Here is a 15581-nt window from a genome sequence, read left to right as displayed (position 1 = left end):
CTCCTTAAGCTCTCGGATGTGTATTCATATACGTGCTGCGCAAATGCTCCTTTGTCACATGTGTGTACACTTGCGTCGAGGAAAGATGTGCGTGCCCTAATAATTCCTGCACAGTACGCATATCTGCACCATTATTTAATAAATGTGTAGCAAATGAATGCCTAAGCATATGTGGATAGAGCTTTGTGTGCATACTCGCTTTATTCATCATTTCACTTAATATGTGACGTACACCACGAGGAGTAAGTTCGCCTCCTCTCATATTGACAAAAACAAAAGAATGATTTGCATTTTTCATTATATGCGGCCGCGCTTCTTCGATGTAGAGTTGTAGCGCTGTATGGGCATATTCACCAAATGGTACAATGCGCTCTTTACGCCCTTTTCCCATAACACGAATAATAGAGTAATAAAAATCGATATGCGATAACTCCAATGCGGTACATTCACTTACTCGAATGCCTGTTGCATAAAGTAGCTCAAGTAAGGCGATATTACGTAGTGACTGAAAATCTTGCCCTTGATTTGCTTCAAATAATTGCGTAAGCTCTTCCTCATAAAAAAAGTTTGGAAGCCTTTCCTCTTTTTTCGGGTGATACAATGATCGAAAAGATGAGTCATCCAAATTAAATTCTCTATGTAAAAAGCGGAAAAACGAGCGAATCGCAGATATCTTTCTTGAAATAGACGCTCTAGCTTTTTTCTCCTCATAGAGCTTTGTCACGTACAATCTAGCATGGATATATTCAACATCTTGTAAATTTTCGATACCTTCCGTTTGTAAAAACATCAAAAAATGCTGAATATCCGTTTCATATTCTCGCACTGTGTGTATGGAAAAATTTTTTTCAATTTGTACATAGCGAATAAATTGATGTAACAGTTCATTCTGTTGATGATTAAACATAACGTAACCCCCTCAAATGGAGCAAATTAATTACATACTGACACTATACCTTAACTAAAAAATTAGCAAGTAAAATATGTGTAAATTTTAATAAATCAATCGTTTTTGTCAATCACATGACAAACTATTCGATATCTAAAAATTTTTATTCGCCTTTAACAGTATACCCAAATAAAAGCCCTTCAAATTATACAATTCAAAGGGCTTTTCTGCAATTAAATTGTTCTCGAATTCACAAAATTACGAATTGTTTCTAACGCTCGATTAGCATGTCGCTCCGCACGTTCTACTTTTGATTTAATACGTTCGCCTAAATCAGGGAACAAACCGAAGTTTACATTCATCGGTTGGAAGTTTTTCGAATCTGCTTCGGTAATGTAACGAGCCATTGAGCCAAGTGCTGTTTCTTCCGGAAAGTATAGTAATTCTTCACCTTTCGCTAAACGGGCTGCATTAATACCTGCAATTAAGCCGCTCCCCGCTGATTCTACATAGCCTTCTACACCTGTCATTTGACCTGCGAAGAAAATATTTGGTCGTGCTTTTAATTGATACGTTTTCGCCAATACTTTTGGTGAATTAATAAATGTATTGCGATGCATTACACCATAGCGTACAATTTCAACATTTTCCAAGCCCGGGATTAACTGTAGTACTTCTTTTTGTGGTCCCCATTTTAAATGCGTTTGGAAACCTACGATATTATATAACGTACCAGCGGCATCATCTTGACGTAATTGAACAACCGCGTATGGACGTTTTCCAGTTTTCGGATCTTCTAATCCAACTGGCTTCATCGGCCCAAATAACATCGTTTTCTCTCCGCGAGCCGCCATTACCTCAATTGGCATACAGCCTTCAAAATAAATTTCCTTTTCAAATTCCTTTAATGGCACAACTTCCGCTTCAATCAAGGCTTGTCGGAAACGGTCAAATTCTTCTTTTGTCATTGGGCAATTTAAATATGCTGCCTCACCTTTGTCATAGCGTGATTTTAAATATACTTTGTTCATATCAATTGAATCCTTTTCGATGATTGGTGCCGCTGCATCATAAAAGTATAAATAATCCTCGCTAGTTAAAGCTTGAATTTTTTCCGCTAATGCCTGTGATGTTAAAGGTCCTGTTGCAATTACTGTAATGCCTTCTGGGATTTCAGTTACTTCCTCATGAATCACTTCTACTAACGGATGATTTTTAACAGCCTCTGTTACATAGCCTGCAAATTCATGACGATCTACAGCTAGTGCACCACCAGCTGGTACAGAACAGCCATCTGCAGCTTTCATAATAACAGAATCAAGCATGCGCATTTCCTCTTTAATAACCCCTACTGCATTTGTTAAAGTATTAGCACGTAAAGAGTTTGAACATACAAGCTCTGCAAATTTGTCCGTATGGTGGGCAGGTGTTTGCTTCACTGGACGCATTTCATAAAGGCGTACTTTTACACCGCGCTTCGCAATTTGCCATGCAGCTTCACTACCAGCTAGTCCTGCACCAATTACATTTACTATTTTATCTGACATATCACTTACCAACTTTCTATTGTGACGGTGTTTCCTCATAATCACAATCTGTATTCGTACACTGAATTTGTACACCTTTTTTCAGTTTCTTTTCAACTAATAATGAGCTACATTTCGGACATGGTCGATTAATTGGCTTATCCCATGAAACGAATTCACATTCTGGATAGCGATTGCAGCCATAAAATAATCTCTTTGTTTTACTTTTACGCTCAACAATTTCGCCTTCTTTACATGTAGGACATTTCACACCAATCGGCTTCATAATTGCCTTTGTATTACGGCAGTCCGGGAAATTTGAGCATGCCATAAACTTGCCATAACGACCAAGCTTATAAACCATTGGAGCACCACATTTTTCGCAATCTTCTCCTGCTGGTTCATCCTTTATTTCGATTTTTTCCATCGCTTCATCAGCATATTTCACGTTTTTTTCGAAATCTTTATAAAAAGCATCGATTACTTGTACCCAATTTGTAATGCCTTCCTCTACTCCATCCAGATCTCGCTCCATTTTTGCCGTAAACTCAATGTTAATAATCTCTGGGAAAAACTCCAGCACAAGTTGATGAACAATTTCTCCAAGCTCCGTAGGTACAAAGCGCTTTGCATCAAGCTGTACATAACCACGCTTTTGAATTGTATCTAACGTAGGTGCATACGTGGAAGGTCGTCCGATACCTAGCTCTTCTAAAGTTTTAACTAAGCGAGCCTCTGAGTAGCGAGGGGGTGGTTGTGTAAAATGCTGCTTCGGTTCAATTGATAAAGACTTTACTTTATCGCCAACTTCCATCTCTGGCAAAAGCTTTGTCGTTTCTTCAGTTTGATCATCCGTACCTTCGATATATAACTTCATAAAACCAGGGAATTTCACATGTGAGCCATTTGCTCGAAATTTCACATTTTCATTTAATAAATCAACGGAAACTGTATCTAAAATAGCTGGTGCCATTTGACTAGCGATAAATCGTTCCCAAATTAAACGATATAGGCGTAGCTGATCACGGCTTAAAACAGCCTTTAAATCATCCGGCGTACGCATTGTGCTCGTAGGACGGATCGCTTCATGCGCATCTTGTGCATTCGACTGTTTTTTTGCTTGCTTTGGCTGGCTTGCAACGTAGTCTTTGCCATATTTAGCGTCAATATATTGCACTGCTTCCGCCTTTGCTGTTTCAGAAATGCGCGTCGAATCTGTACGCATATACGTAATTAAACCAACCGTACCTTCTTTTTTACCAATATCGATACCTTCATATAGCTGCTGTGCCAGCATCATTGTTTTCTTAGCACGGAAGTTCAACTTACGTGCAGCTTCTTGCTGTAATGAAGACGTTGTAAAGGCTGGTGCCGCGTTGCGTTTACGTTCTTTTTTCACAACATCAGTTACGGTGAAATAGTTGCCTTTGATATTTCTTAATATCTCTTTCACTTGCTCTTCATTTGTCAACTTAACTTTCTCTGCTCCATTACCGTAATAAAGCGCATCAAATTGCTTTTTATTTTTTTCGAACATGCTCTCGATTGTCCAATATTCCTCTGGAACAAAATGAGTAATTTCATGCTCTCTATCAATAATTAATCGCAGTGCAACAGATTGCACACGACCAGCAGATAAGCCCTTTTTAACTTTTTTCCATAATATCGGGCTAATATTGTATCCTACTAGACGGTCTAAAATACGTCTCGCTTGTTGCGCATCTACTAAATCCATATCGATTGGGCGCGGATTTTTAAATGATTCTAAAATAGCGTCTTTTGTAATTTCGTTGAAAACGACTCGACAATCTGATTCAATATCGATATTTAATGCTGTTGCTAAATGCCAAGCAATCGCTTCCCCTTCACGGTCAGGGTCAGATGCAAGATAAATTTTCTTCACTTTTTTTGCAGCTGTTTTTAATTCCTGTAAAACAGGTCCCTTACCACGAATGGTAATGTACTTAGGTGCATAGTTATTTTCAGTATCAATTCCTGTTTGACTACGTGGTAAATCACGCACATGTCCTATAGAAGCCTTTACTTTATATTTTTTTCCTAAGTATCGTTCAATTGTTTTTGCCTTTGCAGGCGATTCCACTATTACTAAATAATCTGCCATTCATTTCTTTCCCCCTTAGAGAGGTTACTCATTTTATATTTAATACGCCATGGTGTCTCCATTACCTTTTTATTGGCGTCAAATTTATTTTTGCTTTGTGAAATATAGCCTCGGGTGGATAGCACGGATTTGAAAGAGGGGCTTTTCTGGCTCAATCGAAAATCCCTAAACTTGGTTTAACCGAAGCTTAATTGATTTCGCAAATTTTGTGAAATACAAAGCATACCTGTTGCAAAATGTATAACAGATTGAGAGAGAATGCAACTTTTTTTCAATATTTCATTCGAAACGTTTGTAATTCTTCAATAATTTGTTGTCCATTCCATACTGGAATCGCGCCTTCTTTTAATAAATTATTGGTTCCTTTTGATTGCTCTGAATGAATAGGTCCTGGCACAACAAAAACATCTTTCCCATGCTCTAGCGCGTGATCTGTCGTAATAAGTGTACCACTTTTAGCAGCTGCTTCAGTCACTACTAAAGCACGACTTAAACCGCTAATTATTCGATTGCGCATTGGAAAATGCCATTTCTTTGGACCCATATACGGAGGATACTCCGTCAACAATAAATGCTCGCTTGCTATTTTAGCAGCGAGGTTTTTATTTTCCTTCGGATATATATGTGCAAAGCCATGTCCAATAACCGAAATTGTTTTACCACCCATTTCAATTGTCATGTGATGCGCTAATGTATCCGCTCCCTTTGCTAATCCACTAACAATGATATATTGCTCAGCAATTAAAGGTGGTAATATCGAGTGTAAAGCAATTTTAGAATAATTTGTTGCATCACGCGAACCGATACAGGCAATTTTCCGTTCTTGTTGCAACAAGTCAAGATGTCCCTTCGCATAAATGACTGTAGGAGCGTCGCTAAGCTGCAACAAGCTTGCAGGGTAATATTCACTCGTGAAAGGAATTGCACACATATTACACCGCTCATAATACGCTTTAAATGATGTTTTTACTGCCTTCATATAATTTATTTTTAATGTTTGAGCTGTTTGTAGTTGGATTTGAAGTATTTGTGCAAGCTCTTTTGCTGAAATAACTGGCAATTGTTGCAATGTGTGTATTTCACATAATAGGCGCTGAAGTTTATTTAATGGTAGGGGATAAACATAATGCAACGCTAGTAATTGCTGAATTTCTATTTGATTTAGCATGTCATCACTCCTTCAAATTTGAAGTAATATGACCGCATAGCAATTTTTCTGCGACAAGTAACCGCAGGAGCAATTTTTTCTTCTGCGATTACTCGTCGCAGAAATAGAATATAGCTTATGGGGATAAAGCTATATTAAAAAAAGTGTAGCACAAAATGTGCTACACTTTCCACAATAATCAATTCCACTAAGGTGGAATTGATTCCAGATTTTCAAACCTGCGACATCCGCCAGAGGCTTAATCTTGATTCAACACTACTCTAATTAAAGGCATGTTGAAAATATTTATTTTTGCTGCTATTTTTTCGCAACAGAAACAACATTGCTGACTCAAGATTAATGTGTTTTACATTTATCGTAAAGACCTTTTTCTTTAATAACACGAATTAATGTTTCACCGATAACTGATGGCGTATCTGCCACTTCAATACCCGCTGCATTCATCGCTTTGATTTTCTCTGCAGCTGTACCTTTACCACCTGAAATAATCGCACCAGCATGTCCCATACGTTTACCTGGAGGTGCCGTTTGACCGCCAATGAAGCCTACTACAGGTTTTGTCATGTTAGCTTTTACCCATTCAGCTGCTTCTTCTTCTGCTGTACCACCGATTTCACCAATCATTACAACCGCATATGTGTCTGGGTCGTCATTGAAAGCTGATAATACGTCGATAAAGTTTGTACCATTTACAGGGTCTCCACCGATACCAACTGCTGTTGATTGGCCAATACCTTCTTGTGATAATTGGTGTACTGCTTCATATGTTAAAGTACCAGAACGTGATACAACACCTACGTGACCTTTTGTATGGATGTAGCCTGGCATAATACCAATTTTACATTCATCAGATGTGATAACACCTGGGCAGTTTGGTCCTACTAAGCGTGTTTTCTTGCCTTCCATATAGCGTTTTACTTTCACCATATCAAGAACAGGAATATGCTCTGTAATACAAATTGTCATATCTAATCCAGCGTCTACACCTTCCATAATCGCATCTGCTGCGAATGGAGCTGGCACGTAAATAACAGATACGTTTGCGCCAGTTGCTTTTACTGCTTCTTCTACAGTGTTGAATACAGGTACTCCTTCAACTTCTAAGCCGCCTTTACCTGGTGTTACACCAGCTACGATTTTTGTACCGTATTCAAGCATTTGCTTCGTATGGAAAAGGGCTGTTTCACCCGTAATCCCTTGTACGATTACTTTCGTGTCTTTATTAATATAAACACTCATTGATTCTCCCTACCTTCCTTAGCCTACAAGTCCTACGATTTTTTGTGCGCCATCAGCCATTGAGTCCGCTGCGACAATATTTAAACCAGATTCGTTTAATAGTTTTTTACCAAGGTCTACGTTTGTACCTTCTAAACGTACTACTAATGGAATTGTTAATCCTACTTGCTTCGTTGCTTCAATAACGCCCTCTGCGATAACGTCACATTTCATAATACCACCAAAGATATTAACGAAAATACCTTTTACATTCTCGTCAGATAGGATGATTTTAAATGCTTCAGTTACTTTCTCAGCTGTAGCGCCGCCCCCAACGTCAAGGAAGTTTGCGGGTTGACCGCCGTAATAACTGATTGTATCCATTGTTGCCATCGCTAAACCAGCACCGTTAACCATACAGCCGATGTTGCCATCTAAAGAGATATAGCTTAAGTCATATTTTGATGCTTCGATTTCTTTTGCATCTTCCTCATCAAAGTCACGTAATTCAACGATATCTTTGTGACGGTATAACGCGTTTGCATCAAAGTTGAATTTCGCATCAAGTGCTACAACTTCATCGTCACCAGTTACAACTAGTGGATTGATTTCAACGATTGATGCATCTTTTTCTACAAATGCTTGATATAAACCTAGCATTAATTTAACCGCTTTATTTACTAATTTTGCTGGAATGTTCATGTTGAATGCCATGCGACGTGCTTGGAATGCTTGTAAGCCTGTCACAGGATCAATCACTTCTTTGAAGATTTTTTCTGGTGTATTTTCTGCCACCTCTTCAATATCCATACCGCCTTCTTCTGAACCCATTAAAGTTACACGAGAAGTAGCACGGTCAAGTACTAACCCTAAATAATATTCTTTGCGAATATCTGACCCTTCTTCGATGTATAGGCGTTTTACTTCCTTACCTTCTGGACCAGTTTGATGCGTTACTAATATTTTACCAAGTAGTTCTTTTGAGTAAGTACGTACTTCTTCAAGATTTTTAGCGATTTTTACACCGCCTGCCTTACCGCGACCACCTGCATGGATTTGTGCCTTAACTACTGTTACGTTAGCGCCTAGTTCTTTCGCTACTTTCACAGCTTCATCTGGAGAAAATGCTACTTTCCCTTTCGGTACAGCAACGCCATACTTTCTCAAGATTTCCTTCCCTTGATACTCATGGATATTCATAATCCATCCTCCTATCAGACAATTTGGATATTATTTTAATTACCATCATCTATTTTATACAAACACTCTGACAATGTCTATAATTGTCTTTAATGCGGAATTTTCAATTAATTATACTGTATTATTCTCGAAACAATAGCATTATTTGTTATAACACAGTAAATTATCTCTAATTGTGTCGTTTTAATTCATTATGCTGTCGATCCAGATGATAAATAAACGCAAATACCTCCGCCACAGCTTGGTATAGTTGCTCTGGTATTGTTTCGTTTAAGTCAAGCTGCCCTAATAGTTCAACTAGATTTGGATCTTCATGAATAGGAACATCGTGCAATGAGGCCTGCTCTAAAATATTTTCTGCGATTTTCCCTTTCCCTTTTGCTACTACTTTCGGACCCGTATTGTCAGCAGGGTTATAAGAAAGGGCAATCGCTTCTTTTCTGACATATTTTCTTTCACTCATACGCGAATATCCACCCCACTATGTTCCTCTGCTTGCTCTTTTGTGGAGCCCTCAGTCCGCTCTTGCATGGCACGTTCAAACTGCTTAATAAAGACTCCAGACAATTGGTATTCCTTACTTGCTAAGCCTTCCTTTAAGGATTTTTTTAATGGTTCGGCTAATGCGGTTAAGCCTAAGTTATCATTAAAAAGCGTCACTGTGACGATACGATTTTGCACCTGCATATCAATAACGGTTTCCTGTAAGGACTCCATATGCAAATAAAAGAGAACGCGCGCGAAATTGGCATCAATTTTTCCATCCTCTTTCATGCGACCATTCCATTGTAAAGTTGCATCCATTCTTTTACCAAAAAATTCTAATGGTACTTGCATAACAAGCTGGTGCTGATGCCCATTTTCTCCTGATAACAATTGCATACCATTCATGCGTGCCATAACCATTTCTGCAGCATCGCGTAACGCAGGTGGTGTCGCTATATCTTGAATAAGTGCCAATAGTTGTGGCTTTAGCTGTCCTGCAACAGCTTGCATATCTGTGGCTTTATTTTGCAGAGTTGCTTCATAACTAATACCTAGCCCTTTTAAAACGGTTTTCATTGCTTGCTCCATCGCTTTACTATCAATTGACGATTGCAACTGCGCATCAGCTTGTGTTAGCATCGATTGAATCGATGGCTGTGGCATATTTTTTGCCTCTTGCACTATATTACGTAATAGCATTTCTTGATTGTGCACTGTTATTTCAGGCTTTAACATTGAAAGAATTTGCTCTTTTGTTGATAAGCCTTGCTCATTGCTTGTAAATTGCTGACTTGTCGTATTATTGGCATATGCTTTTAACAACTCCGTTTGTAGCTGCTGAGCAAACGTTGTCAGCACTTGCTTGCTTTGCGGTAATTGTGAAAATCGTGTAACAAGCTGCTGCAGTTGTTCTTTTTGTGCTGTTGTTAAAAGATTGTCATTTGTAATAAAAGCACGTGCTTGTTCAACAATCGTTGCACTTTGCTCAGGTTTTGCCTGTATAATTTGAGCAATTAATTGCCCTGCACTATTTGCTGGCGGCTGTCCTTGTGCTTGTTGTCCTTGCCAATTTGTGAGGGTGGCATTTTGCGGCATGACACCTGCCTGTTTTAAAAGTTGTAATGATTGTAGACGCTCACTTACATTAGAAGTTTGATTGCTTAATAATTGTACAGCTCTCGCTAGCATTGCACCCCCTAACTCTGTATCGAAAGGCTTCGCAATGGCTTGTAATTGTCCTAAAACAGAAGCCTTTAATTGTTCATTACCTGTTGCAGTATTAGCTAATTGCTGCAACAGATTTTGCAACGCCGTTGACATACCATCCGTTTTCGCTCCTTGCACTAATGCTTGGAACACCTGATTGGTAAAAGGCATTTTCAATTCCACCATGCGCTGGATTGCTGTTAGAGCATCCTGCTTCGAAACACCCTCCTGTAAGTTTTTCATCCACAATTCCGCCTGCATAAGCTGTTCCTTTGAAATTGGAATTTGCTGCTTCATAAAATGGCTTAACACTTGCTGCATATCCGAAGTTTTCGGTAAATTCATCGTTTCTAACAACTGCGCCATTTGCTGTGCTGGCGTTAATGTAGATGACATTGGATTCGATACGACTTTAAGTTCCGTCTGTGCGCCTGCTGTGTTTGTCACTTGAAAGAAATGCGCATCGCCCACCTTTAACGGCACTTCTAATTTGGCAATTAATTTATTATTACCAACTTGTATTTCTGCCATTTGATCAGGATAAAGCTGTTTTATTGTGCCATGAAATATTTGCCCTTGCCTTAGTGCTAAAGGTTGATTGGTCGATAACGCTTGCGTTTGTGCAGTTATTGGATTAAATGATGTAGATGTCATATTCTTACCCCTTCATCATAGATTTGATTGGCTCAAAGCTTGTACGATGATGTATAGTTGGCCCATGTTTAGCAAGTGCCTCTAAATGCTGTTTTGTACCATAGCCAGCATGCTGCTCAAAGCCATATTGCGGAAACTCTTGTGCCAGCTTCTCCATATAGTCGTCACGCGCTGTTTTCGCTAAAATAGAAGCGGCCGCAATGGCTAAGCTTTGCGCATCCCCTTTAATAATCGACTGCTGTGGCAAATCAATTGGCAAAGTCATCGCATCCGCTAAAACAAAATCTGGCTTGATTTTCAGTGCTTCTATACTACTCGCCATGGACTGTTTCGTTGCCTCATATATATTTAGTGTATCAATCATTTGAGCACTTTGAAAATGAATAGCGTAGCTTAGTGCATGCTCCATTACTAATGCTCTCATGCGGTTTCTCGCTTCTTTTGACAATTGCTTAGAATCATTTAAGCCTAGTAATGCTTGACAATTTTCAGGCAAAATAACTGCTGCAGTAACTACAGGTCCCGCTAATGGACCACGCCCGGCCTCATCTACTCCAGCAACTAGTTGCCCAAAATTCGCATCAAATGCAATTTTCGCATCATGCTCCTGCTGTAATTGCTGTTGTTTATCCATACGCTTCAAAAATTGCTGCCATGCTTTTTGTACGCCTGCACGCTCATCTTGCTGAATTGCCTCCATCCAAGGCTCTTGTTGTGTAGCAGCTTTCAAAGCAGTTGTAATTTCTTTAATCGTTTGCATATTTTATAACCTCATCTCTATTACGTTTATCGGCTTGTTTTCTTTATTATAAAACAAAAGGTCATCCGAAAAGTGGCGCACCAGCCTACTTCTCGAATAACCCCTATTTTTTATTCCGTTAATGCTTCTCTTTCTAATTGCTCATCCACAAAATCAAACGTTAGCTTTCCTAAATGCTGGCTGCGAATGTCGCGCACAATTAATTCGGCTACTTGGTCATAGTCGATTTCGCCACCTTGTCCGAAAACGCGGCGCAACTTACCGATATGGTCGAATGTTACGACTAAATCCTCATGCACAAAGGATAGGCCATAGCGCTCTTCCATTCGCGCTGGGTAGTGTAATGCTAAAAAACGCAGTCCGTACACAGCTAAATCTTCCATGTTAGTAATCGTATCTTTAATTGCCCCTGTTAGTGCCAATTTATAGCCTATTTCTTGATCCTCAAATTTAGGCCATAAAATACCTGGTGTATCAAGCAGCTCTAGCTCTTTTGCGACCTTAATCCATTGTTGTGCCTTTGTAACACCTGGCGTATTTCCTGTTTTTGCAATGTTTTTCTTAGCTAGACGATTAATTAGCGTTGATTTTCCTACGTTTGGAATGCCGACAATCATCGCGCGAATAGCACGTGGCTTCATGCCTTTTGCCTTCATACGTTCCCATTTATCTGCTAAAATTGCTTGTGCAGCCTTTGTTACAGCTTGCAGACCTTTACCTTCTAGCGAATTAATTGCTACCGCCTTATTCCCCTGCTCCTCAAAATATTGCAGCCATTTACGCGTCTCCGCTTCATCTGCCATGTCTTGCTTATTTAAAATTAATAGTCGTGGTTTTTGATGAATGACTTGGTCAATCATCGGATTGCGTGATGATAAAGGGAGCCTAGCATCAACTAGCTCAAAAACAATATCTACAAGCTTTAAATTTTCGGATACTTCGCGGCGCGCTTTTGCCATATGCCCCGGAAACCATTGAATTGTCATGAAAATCCTCCTATTAAAAAAGAGGGCGTCTAAAAATTTTAGGACGCCCCCTCAGCCTATTATTTCACTATCTTTATATCGCTCACAGGCCAAAAGATAATGTTTGTACTACCGATAATTTCCTTTTGATTGACGATCCCAATATGACGGCTATCTTTACTGAAGCGACGGTTATCGCCCATTACAAAGACATAACCCTCGGGAATAACGTCCAAATTTGGATCAATATCTTGCAGTTTAAAGTTTCCTGTCAAATTGCCTTCTACAATTTCCGCTTTATACTGGTCTAAGTATGGTTCATCAATTGGTTCGCCATTAATATAAAGCTGATCGTCCTTATATTCAACGTGATCGCCTGGTAATCCAATCACACGTTTTATATAGTCTTTTTGCTCTGGAGCATGGAATACGACAATATCGAAGCGATCAGGGCTACCTATTTTATAGCCTATTTTATTGACAATCATTCGGTCGCCATTTTCAAGGGTTGGCATCATTGACTCTCCATCTACAACGATTGGTGTAAATAAAAAGTAGCGAATAACAGCGGCTACAGCAAACGCAATTAATAATGCCTTTGTCCATTCCCAAAGCTCATTTTTTTCTTTTTTTGTTTGTTCCAAGCGAATATCCCCCTCGTTCTTCCATACTCATTGTATACGAAATTGCTATGACAAGCAAAAAATTCTACCTCTTGACGAAAAGAAGAGAGCTTGTCATCACAAGCCCCCTTCTTTAAATAATTATTAGCGACGTTCTTTAATACGAGCTGCTTTACCACGTAATTCACGTAAGTAGTAAAGTTTCGCACGACGTACTTTACCACGACGAGAAACTTCTAATTTAGCGATTTTTGGTGTGTGTACTGGGAAAGTACGCTCAACACCTACTCCGTAAGAGATTTTACGAACTGTGAAAGTTTCGCTAATGCCGCCACCACGACGTTTAATAACTACACCTTCAAATAATTGAACACGCTCACGTGTACCTTCAATAATTTTAACGTGTACCTTAACTGTGTCACCAGGACGGAATGAAGGTAAATCTGTACGAAGTTGCTCTTTTGTGATTTCTGTAATAATGTTTGACATTGTTTTCTCTCCTTAGACAGATGCTCATGCACGCTCATTTTTTGGCCACAGCGGAACACCGTAATTCAGTGCTTACATAAAAGCACAGATTGAATATTATCATAAATAATTTCTACTTGCAAGTATTTTTACTTTACCCCGCATTAACAGGCAGTAATATCTTTTGCTTGAAAATAACGTGGTTTCTATTCATGTTGGACTTGCCTTTCCAACCATAAATAACAAGGATTCACTGCCTGTAAAAGCCCGATTGGTGAATGCTAACAATCAGCGGGGAAAACTCCCTCTGATTGTTAGCATTCACTTTACATTTCACGCTTTAATTTTTCTAATAATTTTTGCTGTTTTGGTGTTAGCTCTAATGCCTCTAATAAATCTGGGCGGCGTAGTAGTGTGCGCTTTAAAGATTGTTCTTCACGCCACTCTTCAATTTTTGCATGATTACCTGATGTTAATACTTCTGGGACTTTCATGCCTCTAAAATCAGCTGGGCGTGTATAATGAGGATGCTCTAGTAAACCTGTCGAAAATGAATCTAATATGTGAGAATCTGCTTTCCCTAAAACGCCTGGCAATAAACGAACAGTTGCATCAATTACAGTCATTGCTGGCAGTTCCCCACCCGTTAAGACGAAATCACCGATTGATATTTCATCGGTTACGAGATGTTCACGTATACGTTCATCATAGCCCTCATAGTGGCCACATAAAAACACGAGTTCTTCTTCCTGTGCTAGCTCCTCTGCCTTCTTTTGTGTAAAGCGTTCACCTTGCGGACACATTAAAATAACGCGCGGTTTACGTCCTGCCGTAATTTCCTCAACCGCTTGGAACAACGGCTCAGGCTTCAGCACCATACCTGCTCCTCCACCGTATGGATAATCATCTACTTGCTTATGACGATTATCACTAAAATCACGAATATCTGATACAGCAAGTGTAACGGCCTCTTTTTCCTGTGCTTTTTTCAAAATGGATGAATTAAACACACCCTCAAACATCTCAGGAAACAGACTAAGCACATGAATCTTCATCATAATAAGCCTTCCATAACATGAATAATAATTTTTTTATTGTCAACATCGATTTCTTTTACAACATCCTCAATATAAGGGATATAATGCGTTTTTTTAGGACCTTTTACTTCCCATACATCGTTTGCCCCTGTTTCTAAAATATCTGTAATAACACCTATTTTTTCGCCTTCTTCTGAAAAGACTTCACAATCTTTAATTTCGAAATAGTAATATTCGTTTTCTTCAAGCTCATCATCTGCTAGTTGATCCTTCGTTACTTTTAATAAGCCTTCCTTAAATGGCTCAACTAAATTGATGTTATTCATGCCTTCAAATGTTAATAAAATAAAATTTTTATGACGACGAGCACTTTCCACTATCACCCAAATCGGACGTTTCTCATCCTTTTTAAACACTGCTAGCTTACTACCTATTGCAAAGCGCGTATCCTCGAAATCTGTCGTCGAAATAACACGAACCTCTCCACGAATACCATGTGTATTAACTATACGTCCTACATTAAACCATTCCATGTTTGTACACCTCTTATATAATCTATCTTTGCCTATTATATAATAAAAAGAAGGAGGGAACTAGTAAGCTCCCTCCTTCTTTCTTATGTAGGCTAGCCAAATACTTGGTCAGCCTTAATCATCCAATATATCGACGTAAGTCTTTTTCTTACGGTGACTGCTCGCCGCTGAATAAACAATTGTTCGAATCGCCTTTGCGACACGTCCTTGCTTGCCTATGACTTTTCCTCGATCCTCTGGATGAACAAAAAGCTTATAAACAATTCGATTGGCATTTTCGTCCGTCTCAATACGGACTTCTTCTGGGTAATCGACTAACGGTTTAACGATTGTTTCAATCAGTTGCTGCATATCGTGTCACCTCAGATTATTTACTGAATTTTTGGTTATGGAATTTTTCCATAATACCTTGTTCTGAGAACAGGTTACGAACAGTATCAGATGGTTTTGCACCATCAGCTAACCATTTAAGAGCTTTCTCTTCATCGATAGCTACAGTAGCTGGAGTTGTAAGTGGGTTGTAAGTACCTACTGTTTCGATTTGACGACCATCACGTGGTGAACGAGCGTCTGCTACTACGATACGATAGAAAGGAGATTTTTTAGCTCCCATACGTTTTAAGCGAATTTTAACTGCCATTTTAAAGCACCTCCGAATAAGTTTCACACAAGATAGTATATTATCAATGATTGTGTTGTTTGTAAAGTGTTTTTTCTTAACACCTA

Annotated in this window: 16 protein-coding genes; all 16 read right to left on the bottom strand. The window is 39.0% G+C overall.

Annotated elements, in window-relative coordinates:
- Positions 1-4: 4 nt before the first annotated feature.
- The 16 genes from xerC to rpsP all read right to left on the bottom strand — a co-directional run bounded on the left by xerC (position 5) and on the right by rpsP (position 15495).
- Entirely contained in the window at positions 5-907 is a 903-nt protein-coding gene (gene xerC, locus TY13_RS03865; RefSeq protein ID WP_042471900.1) for a tyrosine recombinase XerC, read from the bottom strand.
- A 215-nt stretch (positions 908-1122) separates the two neighbouring features.
- A complete protein-coding gene (gene trmFO, locus TY13_RS03860) occupies positions 1123-2436 on the bottom strand; it encodes an FADH(2)-oxidizing methylenetetrahydrofolate--tRNA-(uracil(54)-C(5))-methyltransferase TrmFO (protein ID WP_042471898.1) in 1314 nt (437 codons plus the stop codon).
- A gap of 16 nt (positions 2437-2452) precedes the next feature.
- On the bottom strand, positions 2453-4537 hold the full coding sequence (gene topA, locus TY13_RS03855) for a type I DNA topoisomerase (RefSeq protein WP_042471896.1): 2085 nt from the start codon (positions 4535-4537) through the stop codon (positions 2453-2455).
- Positions 4538-4808: 271 nt separating this feature from the next.
- Positions 4809-5705 carry a DNA-processing protein DprA gene (dprA, locus tag TY13_RS03850; protein WP_042471893.1) on the bottom strand — a complete coding sequence of 299 codons (897 nt, stop codon included), beginning with the start codon at positions 5703-5705 and terminating at the stop codon, positions 4809-4811.
- A 336-nt stretch (positions 5706-6041) separates the two neighbouring features.
- Entirely contained in the window at positions 6042-6944 is a 903-nt protein-coding gene (gene sucD / locus TY13_RS03845; RefSeq protein WP_042471889.1) for a succinate--CoA ligase subunit alpha, read from the bottom strand.
- A gap of 18 nt (positions 6945-6962) precedes the next feature.
- The gene (sucC, locus tag TY13_RS03840) at positions 6963-8123 is read right to left on the bottom strand and encodes an ADP-forming succinate--CoA ligase subunit beta (protein ID WP_042471886.1); all 1161 of its coding nucleotides are present in this window, start codon (positions 8121-8123) and stop codon (positions 6963-6965) included.
- 169 nt (positions 8124-8292) lie between these two features.
- Complete coding sequence (locus TY13_RS03835) at positions 8293-8586, bottom strand: EscU/YscU/HrcU family type III secretion system export apparatus switch protein (protein ID WP_042471881.1); 294 nt, start codon at positions 8584-8586, stop codon at positions 8293-8295.
- The gene (locus tag TY13_RS03830; RefSeq protein ID WP_042471879.1) at positions 8583-10469 is read right to left on the bottom strand and encodes a hypothetical protein; all 1887 of its coding nucleotides are present in this window, start codon (positions 10467-10469) and stop codon (positions 8583-8585) included. Before TY13_RS03830 ends, TY13_RS03835 begins: the two co-directional genes overlap by 4 nt.
- A gap of 4 nt (positions 10470-10473) precedes the next feature.
- The gene (locus tag TY13_RS03825; RefSeq protein ID WP_042471877.1) at positions 10474-11229 is read right to left on the bottom strand and encodes a ribonuclease HII; all 756 of its coding nucleotides are present in this window, start codon (positions 11227-11229) and stop codon (positions 10474-10476) included.
- Positions 11230-11339: 110 nt separating this feature from the next.
- Positions 11340-12215, bottom strand: coding sequence for a ribosome biogenesis GTPase YlqF (gene ylqF / locus TY13_RS03820; protein WP_042471875.1), 876 nt, complete (start codon positions 12213-12215; stop codon positions 11340-11342).
- Positions 12216-12274: 59 nt separating this feature from the next.
- Positions 12275-12838 carry a signal peptidase I gene (lepB, locus tag TY13_RS03815; RefSeq protein ID WP_042471874.1) on the bottom strand — a complete coding sequence of 188 codons (564 nt, stop codon included), beginning with the start codon at positions 12836-12838 and terminating at the stop codon, positions 12275-12277.
- A gap of 123 nt (positions 12839-12961) precedes the next feature.
- Positions 12962-13306, bottom strand: coding sequence for a 50S ribosomal protein L19 (gene rplS / locus TY13_RS03810; RefSeq protein WP_042471872.1), 345 nt, complete (start codon positions 13304-13306; stop codon positions 12962-12964).
- Between the two features lie 305 nt (positions 13307-13611).
- Positions 13612-14340, bottom strand: a complete 729-nt coding sequence (gene trmD, locus TY13_RS03805) for a tRNA (guanosine(37)-N1)-methyltransferase TrmD (protein ID WP_042472407.1) — start codon at positions 14338-14340, stop codon at positions 13612-13614.
- On the bottom strand, positions 14340-14855 hold the full coding sequence (rimM, locus tag TY13_RS03800; protein WP_042471870.1) for a ribosome maturation factor RimM: 516 nt from the start codon (positions 14853-14855) through the stop codon (positions 14340-14342). Before rimM ends, trmD begins: the two co-directional genes overlap by 1 nt.
- A 114-nt stretch (positions 14856-14969) precedes the next feature.
- Positions 14970-15206 carry a KH domain-containing protein gene (locus TY13_RS03795; protein WP_042471869.1) on the bottom strand — a complete coding sequence of 79 codons (237 nt, stop codon included), beginning with the start codon at positions 15204-15206 and terminating at the stop codon, positions 14970-14972.
- Between the two features lie 16 nt (positions 15207-15222).
- Positions 15223-15495 carry a 30S ribosomal protein S16 gene (rpsP, locus tag TY13_RS03790; RefSeq protein ID WP_042471867.1) on the bottom strand — a complete coding sequence of 91 codons (273 nt, stop codon included), beginning with the start codon at positions 15493-15495 and terminating at the stop codon, positions 15223-15225.
- Positions 15496-15581 lie beyond the last annotated feature (86 nt).

The organism is Bacillus ndiopicus (assembly GCF_000612805.1).
GTDB classification, from domain to species: Bacteria; Bacillota; Bacilli; order Bacillales_A; family Planococcaceae; genus Metasolibacillus; species Metasolibacillus ndiopicus.
This window is presented reverse-complemented; position numbering and strand designations above follow the sequence as displayed.

What these genes read in the sequence shown, in the direction of transcription:
- xerC (WP_042471900.1), bottom strand. Translation starts at nt 907, where the DNA reads ATGTTTAATCATCAACAGAATGAACTGTTACATCAATTTATTCGCTAT.
- trmFO (WP_042471898.1), bottom strand. Translation starts at nt 2,436, where the DNA reads ATGTCAGATAAAATAGTAAATGTAATTGGTGCAGGACTAGCTGGTAGT.
- topA (WP_042471896.1), bottom strand. Translation starts at nt 4,537, where the DNA reads ATGGCAGATTATTTAGTAATAGTGGAATCGCCTGCAAAGGCAAAAACA.
- dprA (WP_042471893.1), bottom strand. Translation starts at nt 5,705, where the DNA reads ATGCTAAATCAAATAGAAATTCAGCAATTACTAGCGTTGCATTATGTT.
- sucD (WP_042471889.1), bottom strand. Translation starts at nt 6,944, where the DNA reads ATGAGTGTTTATATTAATAAAGACACGAAAGTAATCGTACAAGGGATT.
- sucC (WP_042471886.1), bottom strand. Translation starts at nt 8,123, where the DNA reads ATGAATATCCATGAGTATCAAGGGAAGGAAATCTTGAGAAAGTATGGC.
- TY13_RS03835 (WP_042471881.1), bottom strand. Translation starts at nt 8,586, where the DNA reads ATGAGTGAAAGAAAATATGTCAGAAAAGAAGCGATTGCCCTTTCTTAT.
- TY13_RS03830 (WP_042471879.1), bottom strand. Translation starts at nt 10,469, where the DNA reads ATGACATCTACATCATTTAATCCAATAACTGCACAAACGCAAGCGTTA.
- TY13_RS03825 (WP_042471877.1), bottom strand. Translation starts at nt 11,229, where the DNA reads ATGCAAACGATTAAAGAAATTACAACTGCTTTGAAAGCTGCTACACAA.
- ylqF (WP_042471875.1), bottom strand. Translation starts at nt 12,215, where the DNA reads ATGACAATTCAATGGTTTCCGGGGCATATGGCAAAAGCGCGCCGCGAA.
- rplS (WP_042471872.1), bottom strand. Translation starts at nt 13,306, where the DNA reads ATGTCAAACATTATTACAGAAATCACAAAAGAGCAACTTCGTACAGAT.
- trmD (WP_042472407.1), bottom strand. Translation starts at nt 14,340, where the DNA reads ATGAAGATTCATGTGCTTAGTCTGTTTCCTGAGATGTTTGAGGGTGTG.
- rimM (WP_042471870.1), bottom strand. Translation starts at nt 14,855, where the DNA reads ATGGAATGGTTTAATGTAGGACGTATAGTTAATACACATGGTATTCGT.
- TY13_RS03795 (WP_042471869.1), bottom strand. Translation starts at nt 15,206, where the DNA reads ATGCAGCAACTGATTGAAACAATCGTTAAACCGTTAGTCGATTACCCA.
- rpsP (WP_042471867.1), bottom strand. Translation starts at nt 15,495, where the DNA reads ATGGCAGTTAAAATTCGCTTAAAACGTATGGGAGCTAAAAAATCTCCT.